The sequence below is a fragment of the Luteolibacter sp. SL250 genome (genome assembly GCF_026625605.1).
GTDB lineage: Bacteria > Verrucomicrobiota > Verrucomicrobiia > Verrucomicrobiales > Akkermansiaceae > Luteolibacter.
The window spans coordinates 800,486-813,736 of sequence record NZ_CP113054.1; the positions used below are offsets into that span (position 1 = coordinate 800,486).

Below are 13,251 nucleotides of genomic sequence, written 5' to 3' on the forward strand. Positions count from 1 at the left end.
ATTAACCCAAAGCGGAGCGCAAGTCATTCGCCGCGCTGCGGGCGCTCGCCGGCGCATCCGGGACGAAGGTGAAATCCTCGTCGCCCGGGTCCAGGCTGGCCGCATCCGGAACGGGGATCGGCTCGTTGGATTGGTGGGTGGCGGCGATGTCACGCGCCTTTGCCAGTGCGGCCAGCGCGTTGGCCGGGATCTGCGGACGGACCGGCGGGGCGGAGTCGGGAGCCGGTTCATCCGGAGCGACGAGGCGCGGCGTCTTGTCGATCGGTTCGAGATTCTGGATCGAGGCGGAGTCCGGAGCGGCCTTCAGTTCCTCGAACTTGCGGGCGGCGGGCAGCACCCGCGTTTCCAGGGAACCGACGGCGCTGTTATAGCTGTCCACCGCATTGCCGAGCGAACGCCCCACCTTGGCGAAGTGCTCCGCCAGCTTGCCCAGCCGCTCATGCAGCGTCTTGCCGAGCTGGGAGATCTCGCGGGCGTTTTCCGCGATGGATTCCTGCCGCCAGCCGTAGGCCACCGCGCGGAGCAGCGCGATGAGTGTGGTGGGGGTGGCCAGGATCACGCCTTCCTTCACGCCACGCTCGATCAGGGTGGCGTCGTGCTGGAGGGCGGCGGAGAAGAAGGACTCGCTGGGCAGGAACAGCACGGTGAACTCCGGTGCTTCCGCGAACTGCGCGCTGTAGTTTTTCGAGGCGAGCTGCTGGATGTGGTTGCGCACCTGCTGGGCGTGCTTCTGGAGCGCCAGATCCCGCAGGGTTTCGTCGCCTGCTTCCAGCGCGTCGAGGTAAGCGTCCATCGGCGTCTTGGAGTCGACCACGATGGTCTTGCCGGCCGGCAGCCGCACGATCAGGTCCGGGCGGAGGCGCCTGCCCTCGTCATTTGCGGTCTGGTGCTGGGTTTCGAAATCGCAGTGCTCCTGCATCCCTGCCAGCTCGACCACCCGGCGGAGCTGGAGTTCCCCCCACTGGCCGCGGCCGGTGGGCTGGCGCAGCGCCTTCACCAGCGAGGCGGTTTCCCGTTGCAGGCCGAGCTGGCCTTCGCCAAGGGCGCGGACCTGTTCCTTCAGCTCCGCGTAGGCGCCCTCGCGGGCTTTCTCGATCTCGCCGATGCGCAGCTCGAATTTCCCCAGCGACTCCGCCACCGGGCGGATGAGCGTTTCGATGGCGGTCTTGCGCTTTTCGATCTCGCCTTTCGCTTCCTCCGTCTGGGTGGAAAGGGAGGACTTCGCGAGCTGGAGGAACTGTTCCGTGGAGGAGCGGAGGGCATCCGCGGAGAGGGCCTTGAAGGTGTCGGACAGCTTGACCTCCGCCCGCTCGATCAGCGCCTGCTTTTCGGCGGCGGCCTTCATTTCCGCCTCATGACGGGAGCGGGCCTCCGCCAGTTGGGTGCGGAAGTTCTGTGCTTCGTTTTCATTCCGCTGGGATTCCTCCGTGGTCCGGGCGAGCCGCGCCTCGATCTCCGTCGAGCGCCTTTCCTCCGCCTTCACCCGTTCCTGGGCGGCGGAAACCTTCGCCTTGCCGATCAGGGAAGTGATGATCCATGCGATCAGAAATCCCGCGGCGGCGGCGATGATCTGGGGTAGGTGGGGCTGGATTTCGGGAGGCATGGATTTGTCCTTGCGGGAAAGTGAATGCTGGCTTTCGTAATGGGTGTCGCGTTGCTTGTCCGCCCATTCGGGCGGAAGCACAAGACCCAATCCTACCTCTCATTATTATGGCCAGAACTCTCCCGGAACTCGGATACGCCTACGACGCGCTCGAACCCCATATCGACGCGAAGACCATGGAAATCCACCACTCCAAGCATCATCAGGCGTACATCACCAACCTGAACAACGCCACCGCGGGCAAGGGCGACCTCGACGCGAAAAGCTCCGAGGAGCTGGTGAAGGACCTCGCTTCCGTCCCGGAAGACATCCGCACCGCCGTCCGCAACAACGCCGGTGGCGATGTGAACCACGCATTTTTCTGGAAAGTCATCGCCCCGGGCGGTGCCAAGGCACCCTCCGGCGACCTCGCCGCTGCCATCGACGCCGCGTTCGGTTCCTTTGACGCGTTCAAGGAAGCCTTCGCAAAGGCAGGCGCCACCCGCTTCGGCTCCGGCTGGGCATGGCTGGTCAAGGGCGCGGACGGCAAGCTTTCCGTCGGCTCCACCGCCAACCAGGACAGCCCGATCATGGGCAAGGCCGTCGCCGGCATCGAAGGCACCCCGGTCATCGGCCTGGATGTCTGGGAGCACGCCTACTACCTCAACTACCAGAACAAGCGCCCGGACTACATCGCCGCGTTCTGGAACGTCGTGAACTGGGACGTCGCCGCTAAGAACTTCGGCGCGTAATTTCCCGGACCTCAATCCTTCATGCGAGCGGACGCTGCCTTTGTGGGCCGCGTCCGTTTGTTTTTCCCCGACAGGGCTCCGGTGGGGGCGGAAACCGAAATTCAGACGAAACGGGATCTTCATGCCGCTTTCATGGCATGCCGCTGATGTTTGTTTTCGCGATATCGGCAAGGTACGTGTCGAAACGCCGTCTCGTGCCCGCCCGATGTGGGGGAAGCCCGGATTCACCGTAGTCCCGGAGGCCAGCGCGTGGACGTCAGGGAGGGACTCCATCAACCGCCCGATGGAGCTTTTGAAGGAAAAGGGGTTACAAGACGTCCAAGCATCATGTTAGATCCTGTTATGAAAGCAAAGACACCCCAATCTCCCACACCGCCAGCGGATGTCAGTGAGGAGGAGATCCGCCAGCAGGAGGTCTTCGAGCTGGAGTCACCGGACCGCACCTGGCTTTCCGGACCGCGGTCACGCTGGCGGGATGCGATGACCCTTTTCCATGTTTGCAGGGATTTCATCCGCGCGTTCCGCACGCTTCATTTCGCGGGGCCGTGTGTGACCATCTTCGGCTCGGCGCGGACCATGCCGGGGTCGGACTTCTACCGGATGGGGGAGGAAATGGGCGCGGCCTGCGCCCGCCTCGGCTTCACGACCATGACCGGCGGCGGGCCGGGCATCATGGAGGCCGGGAACAAGGGGGCCTTCGAGGCCGGGGGGTGCTCCATTGGCGTGAACATCGAGCTGCCGTTCGAGCAGCACCTGAACCCCTACGTCCACCGGTCCGTCACCATGCGCTACTTCTTCACACGGAAGACCATCCTGGTGAAGTATTCCTACGCCTTCGTGGTGCTGCCGGGTGGTTTCGGTTCACTGGATGAAATGTTCGAGACGCTGACTCTCATCCAGACCGGCAAGTTGCGGAACTTCCCGCTCATCCTGATGGGCAAGGACTACTGGAAACCGCTGATGGAGCTGGTCTACCATATGGCGGAGGAGGGGACCATCAGCCCCGGGGACCCGGATCTGATCTTTGTCACCGACGATGTCGAGGACGCCGCCGCCCACCTCCAGCGCCATGCCGTCCGGCAGTTCGGCCTGCGCCGGAAGGCGGTGCCGAGGGCCATCAAGATCCTCGGTGAAAGGGCCGTGGAGGGTTGACTTTCCTGGGTGTGGACATAATATGTCCACGTGAAGACAGCCACGGTCCGTGAGTTGAGGAACGAGTTCGCCAAACTCGAGGCTTGGCTCGGTGAAGGCGAGGAAATCCGGATCGAGAAACGCGGTGAAGTCATCGCGGTTCTCAAGCCTGTCGGGCCGGACTCCCCGGTGCCGTTCCGGATGCCCGACTTCAGGGCTAGGCAGAAGGCGATCTGGGGGGAGCGTGTTTTCACCCGCCAGGAGATCGACGACATGCGTGCCGATGAGTTGGAGGGGGAGGAAGGATGAAAGTCTTTCCCGATACCTCCCTGCTCTGCGCCCTCTACCGCAGGCAGGTGAACAGTCCTGAAGCGATCACATTCATGGAACGGCATGCCGCCGCGCTTCCGGTTTCAGGATTGCTGTTGCTGGAGTTCCGGCAGTCCGTCCGGTTGCAGACGAGGCTGTTTTCCCTGGACCGCCGGAAAGGGTTCCCGGAGAGCGAAGGAGCGCGGATGTTGCGGGACCTCCAATCCGACCTTACCGATGGCGTTCTGAAAATCGAGGGGGTGGATTGGGCGGTGGTACACCGGATTGCCGAGACCCTCAGCAGCGTCCACACCCGCGGGAGCGGGAACCGGCTTGTGGATATCCTCCATGTGGCGACTGCGTTGCACCTCGGTGTGGAGGAGTTCCTGACTTTTGACGCCAACCAGAAGGCGCTCGCCGAGTCGGAGGGAATGAGCGTCCCGTTTCAGGCTTTCGGCAGGAAATAGCCCCGCTGCTTGTCGGAGATGGGCAGGCCCAGCTTCTCCATCACCGCCAGCATGTCCTCCCACAGCAACCGCTTCGCGTTGCCGGTGGCGCCGCTCTGCAGCAGGTAGCTGGGGTGGTAGGTGACGCGGGCGGGGATGCCTTCCAGATCGTGCCACTTCCCGCGCATCCCGGTGACGGCCCCCTGGAGGCCGAGCAGTCCTTCCGCGGCGGTGCCGCCGAGGGCGATGATGCACTCCGGCTTGATGATCCCGATCTCCGCACGGACGAAGGGCATGCAGGACGCCATTTCCTCCGGGGTCGGTTTCCGGTTGTTCGTCGTCTGCTTCGGCAGGGCCGGGCGGAATTTGACGATGTTCGAGATATAGACCTCCTCACGCCGCAGGCCCATGGCCTTGAGGATATCGTTGAGTTTCTGGCCTGCGGGTCCGACGAACGGTTCCCGCTCCTTTTCCTCCTGATAGCCCGGGGCCTCACCCACCAACATCAGCCGCGCGGCGGGATTGCCCACGGCGAACACCATGGTGTCCCGCAGCGTGCCCAGCGACCGTGCCGCGGGCCAGGACTCCGCCTGGCTGCGGAGGGACGCCAGCCGTTCCTCACGGGAAATTCCTTCGGCCTGGACGGTGCCGGCTGCCGCAGTGGGGTATGAAGCCGGGGTTTCCGGCTCCAGGTTGAAATTTTCCATCTCCGCCGGGGCGGAAACCGGAGGCGCGGGAGCGGCCGCACTTTTTCCGGAGCGGGAACGCTCGAACAACCCCCGCAGGCCATCGCGGGCCTCCTCGTCGAGGTGGATGTGCGACACGCCCCGCTCCTGCTCGGAACGGAGGAACTCGATGAGAAGATCGACGGGACGGGACACGCCAGAGGCATAGCGGGACCGCGTGGAAGGTGCAACCGCTGCCTGCCGGGAAATCCCATGCGGAAAAATTTTGGAGGAAATTCCTTAAAAACAACGTATTGTCGCCCCGGCCGAACGGCCTGGAGATTATGAAGTGTAAGTTGACTTTCCTGGCCATGGCCGGCGCCATTCTGGCCACGGCATCCGCCGAGGTGCGGATTGACGAGAAGGCCTTCGGGGAAAAACTCGGGGGCTGGACGAAGCGTTCCAACCACGCGGCGGAGTACCCGCTGTCCGGCTCCAGCTACCGTACGTTCAAGCCTGAGGTGTCCCCGACGCCGGATGGCGGCATCTTCGTCTCCGTCCGCATCGACCACATGCGGGGGATGCTGGCGTCCGACGACCATGCCATCCTGGAGATCACGATCAACGACAAGGGAACCATCGTCTCCGCGCAGTCGAACATCGCCATTCAGGGCCGGGCCATCACCAGCGACGTGATCAAGGGCGGCACGGATACCGCGAAGGCCGCCGGGGTGGACCGTGCGGTGCAGATCGGCACGGACATGGTGGCGGACCTTTCCGCGAAACTGCTGCGGGAGAAGATCGTCGAGGCCGGGCGGGTTTCCTTCCCCTCGGTCCTGCGGCACAACTACAATCTCCTGTTCCAGTCGATCCGGACGGAGGAAATCGCGGCGGTGGCGGGAACTGACGCCGCCGCACCTGCCGCCGCACCTGCCCCCGCGGCGGTCGCCGCCGAGCCGAAGCCCACTGGCCCGAAGCTGGAGGTGAAGCCCTACGGTGATTCCCCGAAGCCGCCGGAAATCCCGGTCAAACCCTGAAGGATCTTCCTTTCACCCGCGCGGGTGGAACTTCCGGTGAATTGATTTCAGGCGCGCCCCGTCCACATGGGTGTAGATCTGTGTCGTGGAAATGTCGGCGTGGCCCAGCAGTTCCTGGATCACCCGCAGGTCCGCACCGCCCTCAAGCAGATGGGTGGCGAACGAGTGGCGCAGCAGGTGGGGATAGACATTCTGCTCGATCCCGGCGGCGGCGCAGCGCTCCTTGACGATCTGGCGCACCCGGTCCGGTGACAACGGTCCGCCCCGCACGCTCAGAAACACATGGGAGGAGGTGCGCTTCGTCACCAGGGACGGTCGCTCATTCCGCAGGTAGTCCAGCAGGGCGGCGAGCGCCTTGCGGCCGGTCCTGACGATCCGTGTCTTGTTGCCCTTGCCGGTGATGCGGATGAAGCCCTCGTCGAAATCGATCAGCTCCAGCCGCAGCTTGCAGAGCTCCGAGAGCCGGAGTCCGGAGGAGTAGAAAAGTTCCAGCATCGCCTTGTCCCGGCGGCCCAGCGGTTGGTCCTGGGGAATGGAGTCCAGCAATAGGGTGATCTGGTCCGCGTGCAGGGTCTCCGGCAGGTGGCTTTCCCCCCGCGGGGCGACCAAAGGTTCCGCCGGGTCCATCGGCAGATGGTTCCGGGCAGCCAGCCAGCGGAAGAAAATCTTCAGGTGTACCGTGGAGACGCGCAGCGAGGCAGCGGTGAGGCCGTCGCTTTTCCGCTGAACGAGAAAGGCGGCCAGCTCATCCGTGCCGATCTCGGCCAGCGGCTTTCCGGACCGCCGCATCCATTCCGCCAGCGCATCCAGCGTCTGGCGGACGGAAAGCTGGTAGGCTTCCGAAAGGCCGCGCTCGATCGCCAGAAAGCGGATGAAGGATTCGGCTGCGGAGTCCATCGGTTGTCCGGGAGGGTGACGCCGGTTCGCGGCCGAGGCAAACGCATTCAGGACGCGGCTTGACTCGACGCGGGCGTCCCGCATTGTGCTGCCATGAAACGCATCCTGCTTTTCGCCGCCCTCCTGGGAGGCGTTGCCGTGCTGCCGTCATGCAGCATGGCGGACGGGTTGGCGAAGACGGTCAGCCGCACGGGGAACACGCTCACCCGCAGCGTCAGCAACCTGGGTGGTGCCGTCACCCGTTGACGGGGGCGACCGTCCTGCCGCCGTCGGGATCGACGGAAAATGCCAGCCAGACCGCGTCCGGTGGGATCAGGTCCGGGAACTTGTCCGCCCATTCGGCCACGATCACCCCACCGGCTTCCAGATACTCATCCCATCCCAGTGCGATGAGTTCGTCCTCCGAGTCCAGGCGGTAGAAGTCGAAGTGGAAGATGGGGAGGCGCGCCGGATACTCATGCACCAGTGAGAAGGTGGGGCTGGTGACCTCGCCACCTGCCTCCAGGGCGGCGGCGAAGCCCTTCGTCCAATGGGTCTTTCCGGCACCCAGCCCGCCGGTAAGGGCGAAGACCTTTCCCGCGGCCGCGCCCCCGGCGGCTGCCCTGCCGAGCTGTTCCATCCCGGCAGGGGAATTCGCCTTTCCGAACATGGAGCGGGAGGGAATCAGTTGTCCTTCTCCACCTTCGGGACCTCGTGCAGGCCCTTGGTGGTGTAGGCCACCGGCGTCATCGTTTCAACGTGGCCGTCGAGGTACAGGACCGGAAGGGTTCCACCGGCAAGGTAGGGCAGGAGCTTCTTGTCGGATGCTTCCGCCTTGTCGCCCTTATAGGACCAGGTCCAGTGCGGGCGGATGATCGGGGTTCTCTCCGGATTGCGGACGGTCAGGAGGTTGACCGGGGTGGTCAGCGCCAGTTCGGGGTCGAGATCCTCACCGCGGTTCAGCGCGATGTTGGTGGCGAGCGCGCCGTTCATGGCATAGCCCACGGAGTCATGCTTCAGATCCTTTTTCGGGATCGTCGGGTTCACGAAGTCGCTGCTTTTCGTCTGCTTCCAGTAGCCATCCTTCAACAGCTCGTCGAGGGTCTTGCCGGACGTTTGCTCTTCGAGATACGTGAACCAGTAGATGTCGTCCTTCTCCTCGTTTTCGGAGGCAGGGGTCATTGGCGGCGGGATCCGGTTCGCGTGGTCGTTCGCGTAGAGCCGCAGGGAAGACGCCATCCGCTGCATGGACTGGACCGTCTTTGTCTGGGCACTTTTTTTCAGGATTTTCGGGGCCATCACCGCCGCCAGCGTGGACAGCACGGCGACGATGGAAATGACCACGAGAAGTTCGATGAGCGTGAAGCCGCGACGATGGGTTTTGATCATAAAAGTCGTCCGGAACCTAGGGGTGCGTTGATTTCAGGGCAAACAAAAAGTTGCCGTCGCATGGTCCGCCTGCGTCCGCCGGCCCCACGCCATCCCCCGGGAAACCTCCTGCCTCCTTGGGGAAAATCCTTGCGCCGGGGCTCCACTCATGCCAGCCATAACGCGTCCGGATTTCCGGGGCATTAGCTCAGTTGGTAGAGCGCTTCGTTCGCAATGAAGAGGTCAGGAGTTCGAATCTCCTATGCTCCACCATCCCTTCCAAGGGTAATGGTTCAGCCGCGCCTGCGGCGTGCGAGGAGGCCGGTGCCACCGAGAAGCAGCGCGGTGGTGGATGGCTCAGGGATCTGCTGGATGCCATCCCAGACGCGGATGTCGTCGATCTCAGCGATGAGATCGTCCGGATTCTCAGCCTCCCTCGCGCCGATGCGGAAGCCGTTGACGGTGGAGACGCCGGAACGGAGGGAGAGGCCGCTGCCGATGAGGCTCCCGTTCGCATAGATGCTCATGGAGTTCGCGGCGACGCCGTCCACGGCGGCGGCGGAGTTGTTGACCTGGATGAGGAATTCGTAGCTGACGCCATCCTGGACGGTGAAATCCGAAAATGTCGTCCAGGTGTTGGATCCGGTCGGCAGGTAGCGGATGCTGCCGTCCGTGTGGATCTTGATGTCCCAGAGCATGTGGGAGGTGTTGCGTCCGGTGTTGGTGGGATTGTTGCCGACGGTATTTCCATTCCCCGCGAAGATCCCGAGGGTGCCGGAGACGGTGCTTTCCATCCGCACGGTGAAGCCCATGGACATGACGTTCATGGCTGCAAGCCCGCCCTTGACCACATAGGCGCCGGATCCGCTGGAGGAAGATCCGTTGAATATCGCCGAACTTCCGTCTCCCACGGTGGAGACGATGGAGCCGATCGAACCATCGCCGGGGAGAACCCCGCTGAAGCCGGTGTTGGCCGTGGTGGGAGCGGCGGGCGCGGTCACACCATCGAAGCTCTCGGAGAAAACAAGGGTCGCCGCGTTGGCGGGAATCATGGTTGCGACACCTGCAAGAAGAGAGAGCGGATAAAGGCGGGATGGGATGATCATATGCGGATGGGTGTTGGATTTCTTCGGACGGGGGGCTCCGATGGGGGCTTGCATTGCCAGAATACAGCCCGTGGAAGTGTAGCGGGCCCCTTGAGCGTCATTCATACCTATTTCGGGGGATGCCCGTTGCGGTCCTCCAGCAGCGGGGATCTCCCCCGAAAAGGGGATGAGGCCGGGGTGGGGGGGACGTTAGTTTGTCATCCGGTCGTACTTCGGGATGCGGGAGCGGTCGGAAACTCAGAAGCAAATGAAGGCTCTATTCGGAATTCAAATGACGATGCTTGCCTGCGCGCCGGCGCTTGTGGCGGAAAAGGTGCACGATCTGGTGATCTACGGTGGCTCCTCCGCGGCGATCGCGGCGGCGGTGCAGGTCAAAAAGATGGGTGGATCCGTGGTCATCATCGAGCCGACCGACCGGATCGGCGGTTTGACCACCGGGGGACTTGGCCAGACGGACATCGGCAACAAGCAGGTCATCGGCGGTATTTCCCGGGACTTCTACAAGGATGTGAAGAAGTGGTAATCCCGCCCGGAGGCGTGGACGGCGATGCCGCAACCAAAGGGAAATTTCAAGGGTGACGGACAGACCATCACCGACGCGAACGAGGATTCGCAATGGAGCTTCGAGCCGGGCGCGGCGCTGGGCATCTACCGGAACTGGGTGAAGGAACACGGCCTGGAGATCGTCCACAATGAGCGCCTCGACCGGACCGGGGAAGGCAGGGCCGTGAACCGTGGGGACGGATACTGGATCGCAAAGCCGGGCACCGTCGGCAAAGGTGTGCTCAAGGAGGGCAACAGGATCACGGCGATCATGATGGAGTCCGGAAGGAAGTTCGCGGGCAGGGCATTCATGGACGCGACCTATGAGGGTGACCTCATGGCGGCTGCCGGTGTTTCCTTCACCATCGGCCGCGAAGGAAAGGCGATCCATGGCGAGACGCTCAACGGCGTGCAGACGGTGCGTTCACGGTGGCACCAGATGGTGGACAAGGTGGACCCCTATGTGAAGCCGGGGGATGCAACGAGCGGTTTGCTCTTCGGCATCGACCCGGAAGGTCCCGGGGAGGAGTTCGCCAGCGACCACCGCAGCCAGGCGTTCTGCTTCCGCATGTGCCTGACCAACCACGAGCCGAACCGGATTCCGTTCGCGAAGCCCGAAGGCTACAAGGAGGAATGGTATGAGCTGCTGTTCCGCAACTACGAGGCCGGCTACAAGGGGCTGCCGTGGATCAACTCCACGATGCCGAACAAGAAGACGGACACCAACAACCGCAACGGCGTTTCCACCGACTTCATCGGCCAGAACTATGGCTGGCCGCAGGGATCCTACGAAGACCGGAAGGAGATCCGCGCGAAGCACCTGCTCTACCAGCAGGGGTTGATGTGGGCGCTGGCGAACCATCCGCGGGTGCCGGAGGAGACGCGGCAGGCGATTTCCAACTGGGGGATGACCCGGGATGAGTTCACCGATGGCGGAGGGTGGCAGCAACAACTCTACATCCGTGAGGGCAGGCGGATGATTTCCGATGTGGTGATGACACAGGATCACTGCCAGCAGGTCGTCGAGGCCAGGGACTCGGTGGGCATGGGGGCCTACAACATGGATTCCCACAACACCCAGCGCTACGTGACGAAGGAAGGTTTCGTGAAGAACGAAGGGGACGTCCAGACGCGGGTGAAGCCGTATCCCATCAGCTACCGGTCGATCGTCCCGAAGGAAGGGGAGTGCGCGAACCTGGTGGTGCCCATCGCCCTGAGTTCATCCCATATCGCGTTCGGCAGCATCCGGATGGAGCCCGTGTTCATGATCCTCGGGCAGAGCGGGGCGACGGCGGTGATGCATGCGCTGGAGCAAGGCGTCGCCCTGCAGAAGGTGGACTACGCGAAGCTGCGCGCCCGTCTGCTGGCTGACGGGCAGGTGCTCGAGCATGCCTCGAGCGGAGGGTCCGTACCGTCCAGGAACATGAAGGGCATCATCATGGATGACGAGGATGCGAAATTGGAAGGATCCTGGACCAAAGGCGGAACGGACGGTGGTGTCGATGCCGGCTACCGCCACGACCGTGGCGCGAAGGACGGCGCATCGAAGGCGACTTTCGTCCTGAAGGCCGACAAGCCGGGGAAATATCACGTCCAGATCTCCGCGGTTCCTGAGAAAAACCGGTCGAAGAACACCCTGGTGAAGGTGGATGGAACGGAGTTCCGGGTGAACCAGCGCGCGAATCCTTCCGTGGACGATGTCTGGTCTCCCGTGACGGAGATTTCCCTCGAGAAGGCGGGTGACGTCACGGTCGTGGTCAGCAATGAAGGCGCGGACGGCCATGTCGTCGCGGATGCCGTCCGGTTGCTGGCAGTGGAGTGAGGATGTCCGGAGGGCCCCTTCATGCTGGGACCCTCTACCTACAACGAGGGATGTTTCCTTTCCCCTGGATGTGGGATAAACTGCGGGCTCGTGGCCGGTCCGCCGGCGCGTCCGCAACCCTTCACCGAAACCATGAGATTATTGAAGATCCTCGCCCCGATCTTTCTCGCCGCGCAGGTCCTCTGTGCCGCGGAGAAACCCAACATCCTGTTCATCTTCACCGATGACCTCGGTGCAGCCGATCTGGCCTGCACCGGATCCGACCTCTACCGGACGCCGAACCTCGACAAGCTCGCCGCACAGGGCGTGACCTTCACCCGGGGCTACGCGTCCGCGCACGTCTGCTCCCCCACCAGGGCGGCGTTGCAGAGCGGGAAGACGCCCGCCCGCCTGCACATGACGGATTTCCTCCGCGGTCATGTGAAGCCGTATGCGAAGCTGTCGGTGCCGGACTGGACGATGGGGCTGCCCACCACGGAGAGCAGCTTTGCCAAGGTGGTGAAGCCCCAGGGCTACGTGGCCGCCTGGTTCGGCAAATGGCATGCCGGTGAAGGCGCGCAGCAACACGGCTACGACGCGGGCAACCAGAGCTGGAAGGAAAACACCAAGGACGAGCCTACCGACCCGAAAGGTGTCTACACGCTCAACAAGGAAGCGATGGAGTTCATCGAGAAGAATCCCGGCAAGCCGTTCTTCATCGGCATGTCGCACTATTCCCCGCATGGTCCGGTACGCTTCGACCCGGCGGTGCGTGATGAATACCAGAAGATCGTCGATGCGAAACCGGATCTCAAACAGAAGAACGCCGGCTATGCGGCGATGATCGAGGCGCTGGACACCAGCATCGGCCAGATGCTCGATTTCCTCGACAAGAAAGACCTGGCGAAGAACACCATCGTCGTCTTCACCTCGGACAACGGCGGCGAGCTGAACTTCACCAACAACGCGCCCCTCCGCATGGGCAAGGGCAGCCTTTATGAAGGTGGGGTCCGCGTTCCGGTCATCGCCCGCTGGCCTGGCCATCTGAAACCGGGGACGACCAATGAAACCCGGGTGAGCAGCATCGACTTCCTGCCCACCTTCGCCACGCTGGCCGGAGCGCCCGTTCCCGCCGGACTGGATGGCAAGGATCTCTCCGCAGCCTTTTCCAAGGGCGAGACCCTCGACCGCGGAAACCTTTACTGGCACTACCCGCACTATCATGCGACGAGGCCTTCCGGCTCGATCCTGAGCGGTGATTGGAAGCTCATCGAGTGGTTCGAGACGGGGAAAACCGAACTCTACAACATCGCGGCAGACCCGAAGGAAGAAAAGGATCTGGCGGCGGAGAATCCGGAAAAGGCGGCGGAGCTTCTGGCGGATCTGAAGAAATGGCGCGGGGAAGTCGGAGCGCAGATGATGAAGGAAAACCCGCAGTATGATCCCGCCCGTGAGACCGAAGGGCCGCCGAAGAAGGAGAACAAGAAGAAGGAAGAGGCGAAGAAGAAGGCAGGCAACGCCGACAAGCCGAAGAAGGAAAAGAAACCGAAGGCTGAGAAAGCGCTGAAGTAAGTTGTTGCGGGGAGATTCCCCTGGCGGGATGTGGAGATCATCCTCGTCATCCGTTTCACGGTG

At 63.1% G+C, this 13,251-nt stretch carries 13 protein-coding genes, 1 tRNA gene and 1 pseudogene; 9 read left to right on the forward strand and 6 right to left on the reverse strand.

Annotation, left to right across the window (positions count from 1 at the left end; all coding sequences use genetic code 11):
- Nucleotide 1 precedes the first annotated feature (1 nt).
- Entirely contained in the window at nucleotides 2-1,603 is a 1,602-nt protein-coding gene (gene rmuC, locus OVA24_RS03640; RefSeq protein WP_267673598.1) for a DNA recombination protein RmuC, read from the reverse strand.
- A 107-nt stretch (nucleotides 1,604-1,710) separates the two neighbouring features.
- Between rmuC and OVA24_RS03645 the strand changes: the two genes are divergently transcribed.
- The 4 genes from OVA24_RS03645 (at nucleotide 1,711) to OVA24_RS03660 (ending at nucleotide 4,241) form a co-directional block, all read left to right on the forward strand.
- Nucleotides 1,711-2,334 carry a superoxide dismutase gene (locus OVA24_RS03645; protein ID WP_267673600.1) on the forward strand — a complete coding sequence of 208 codons (624 nt, stop codon included), beginning with the start codon at nucleotides 1,711-1,713 and terminating at the stop codon, nucleotides 2,332-2,334.
- A gap of 342 nt (nucleotides 2,335-2,676) precedes the next feature.
- A complete protein-coding gene (locus OVA24_RS03650; protein ID WP_267673602.1) occupies nucleotides 2,677-3,486 on the forward strand; it encodes an LOG family protein in 810 nt (269 codons plus the stop codon).
- A gap of 30 nt (nucleotides 3,487-3,516) precedes the next feature.
- Nucleotides 3,517-3,774 carry a type II toxin-antitoxin system Phd/YefM family antitoxin gene (locus tag OVA24_RS03655; RefSeq protein ID WP_267673604.1) on the forward strand — a complete coding sequence of 86 codons (258 nt, stop codon included), beginning with the start codon at nucleotides 3,517-3,519 and terminating at the stop codon, nucleotides 3,772-3,774.
- Nucleotides 3,771-4,241, forward strand: coding sequence for a PIN domain-containing protein (locus OVA24_RS03660; RefSeq protein ID WP_267673606.1), 471 nt, complete (start codon nucleotides 3,771-3,773; stop codon nucleotides 4,239-4,241). Before OVA24_RS03655 ends, OVA24_RS03660 begins: the two co-directional genes overlap by 4 nt.
- Here OVA24_RS03660 and OVA24_RS03665 read toward each other — a convergent pair.
- Nucleotides 4,220-5,101 carry a uracil-DNA glycosylase gene (locus tag OVA24_RS03665; RefSeq protein ID WP_267673608.1) on the reverse strand — a complete coding sequence of 294 codons (882 nt, stop codon included), beginning with the start codon at nucleotides 5,099-5,101 and terminating at the stop codon, nucleotides 4,220-4,222. The two genes, OVA24_RS03660 and OVA24_RS03665, sit on opposite strands and share 22 nt — an antisense overlap.
- Before the next feature lie 155 nt (nucleotides 5,102-5,256).
- On the opposite strand from OVA24_RS03665, the gene OVA24_RS03670 reads away from it, so the two are divergent.
- On the forward strand, nucleotides 5,257-5,922 hold the full coding sequence (locus OVA24_RS03670) for a hypothetical protein (RefSeq protein WP_267673610.1): 666 nt from the start codon (nucleotides 5,257-5,259) through the stop codon (nucleotides 5,920-5,922).
- Nucleotides 5,923-5,934: 12 nt separating this feature from the next.
- On the opposite strand, the gene OVA24_RS03675 is transcribed toward OVA24_RS03670, so the two are convergent.
- Nucleotides 5,935-6,819: a tyrosine recombinase gene (locus OVA24_RS03675; RefSeq protein ID WP_267673612.1), complete on the reverse strand. Its 885-nt coding sequence runs from the start codon at nucleotides 6,817-6,819 to the stop codon at nucleotides 5,935-5,937.
- A gap of 93 nt (nucleotides 6,820-6,912) precedes the next feature.
- On the opposite strand from OVA24_RS03675, the gene OVA24_RS03680 reads away from it, so the two are divergent.
- Nucleotides 6,913-7,065: a hypothetical protein gene (locus tag OVA24_RS03680; RefSeq protein ID WP_267673615.1), complete on the forward strand. Its 153-nt coding sequence runs from the start codon at nucleotides 6,913-6,915 to the stop codon at nucleotides 7,063-7,065.
- On the opposite strand, the gene tsaE is transcribed toward OVA24_RS03680, so the two are convergent.
- Both tsaE and OVA24_RS03690 read right to left on the reverse strand, forming a co-directional pair.
- Nucleotides 7,055-7,468, reverse strand: a complete 414-nt coding sequence (gene tsaE, locus OVA24_RS03685; protein ID WP_267673616.1) for a tRNA (adenosine(37)-N6)-threonylcarbamoyltransferase complex ATPase subunit type 1 TsaE — start codon at nucleotides 7,466-7,468, stop codon at nucleotides 7,055-7,057. The genes OVA24_RS03680 and tsaE overlap by 11 nt on opposite strands.
- A gap of 14 nt (nucleotides 7,469-7,482) precedes the next feature.
- Entirely contained in the window at nucleotides 7,483-8,187 is a 705-nt protein-coding gene (locus OVA24_RS03690) for a type II secretion system protein (RefSeq protein WP_267673619.1), read from the reverse strand.
- A gap of 176 nt (nucleotides 8,188-8,363) precedes the next feature.
- Between OVA24_RS03690 and OVA24_RS03695 the strand changes: the two genes are divergently transcribed.
- Nucleotides 8,364-8,439 (forward strand) — tRNA-Ala (locus OVA24_RS03695).
- Nucleotides 8,440-8,459: 20 nt separating this feature from the next.
- On the opposite strand, the gene OVA24_RS03700 is transcribed toward OVA24_RS03695, so the two are convergent.
- Nucleotides 8,460-9,272 (reverse strand): PEP-CTERM sorting domain-containing protein, encoded by an 813-nt coding sequence (locus OVA24_RS03700; RefSeq protein WP_267673621.1) that lies wholly within the window; start codon nucleotides 9,270-9,272, stop codon nucleotides 8,460-8,462.
- Between the two features lie 277 nt (nucleotides 9,273-9,549).
- On the opposite strand from OVA24_RS03700, the pseudogene OVA24_RS03705 reads away from it, so the two are divergent.
- Together OVA24_RS03705 and OVA24_RS03710 are read left to right on the forward strand one after the other, a co-directional pair.
- Nucleotides 9,550-11,637 (forward strand): annotated as a pseudogene (locus OVA24_RS03705) (FAD-dependent oxidoreductase).
- Between the two features lie 132 nt (nucleotides 11,638-11,769).
- Nucleotides 11,770-13,188: a sulfatase gene (locus OVA24_RS03710; RefSeq protein ID WP_267673624.1), complete on the forward strand. Its 1,419-nt coding sequence runs from the start codon at nucleotides 11,770-11,772 to the stop codon at nucleotides 13,186-13,188.
- Nucleotides 13,189-13,251 lie beyond the last annotated feature (63 nt).

Coding starts and splice junctions, on each gene's coding strand:
- OVA24_RS03650 (WP_267673602.1), top strand. CDS start 2,677: ATGAAAGCAAAGACACCCCAATCTCCCACACCGCCAGCGGATGTCAGT.
- rmuC (WP_267673598.1), bottom strand. CDS start 1,603: ATGCCTCCCGAAATCCAGCCCCACCTACCCCAGATCATCGCCGCCGCC.
- OVA24_RS03710 (WP_267673624.1), top strand. CDS start 11,770: ATGAGATTATTGAAGATCCTCGCCCCGATCTTTCTCGCCGCGCAGGTC.
- OVA24_RS03645 (WP_267673600.1), top strand. CDS start 1,711: ATGGCCAGAACTCTCCCGGAACTCGGATACGCCTACGACGCGCTCGAA.
- OVA24_RS03690 (WP_267673619.1), bottom strand. CDS start 8,187: ATGATCAAAACCCATCGTCGCGGCTTCACGCTCATCGAACTTCTCGTG.
- OVA24_RS03670 (WP_267673610.1), top strand. CDS start 5,257: ATGGCCGGCGCCATTCTGGCCACGGCATCCGCCGAGGTGCGGATTGAC.
- OVA24_RS03675 (WP_267673612.1), bottom strand. CDS start 6,819: ATGGACTCCGCAGCCGAATCCTTCATCCGCTTTCTGGCGATCGAGCGC.
- tsaE (WP_267673616.1), bottom strand. CDS start 7,468: ATGTTCGGAAAGGCGAATTCCCCTGCCGGGATGGAACAGCTCGGCAGG.
- OVA24_RS03680 (WP_267673615.1), top strand. CDS start 6,913: ATGAAACGCATCCTGCTTTTCGCCGCCCTCCTGGGAGGCGTTGCCGTG.
- OVA24_RS03700 (WP_267673621.1), bottom strand. CDS start 9,272: ATGATCATCCCATCCCGCCTTTATCCGCTCTCTCTTCTTGCAGGTGTC.
- OVA24_RS03660 (WP_267673606.1), top strand. CDS start 3,771: ATGAAAGTCTTTCCCGATACCTCCCTGCTCTGCGCCCTCTACCGCAGG.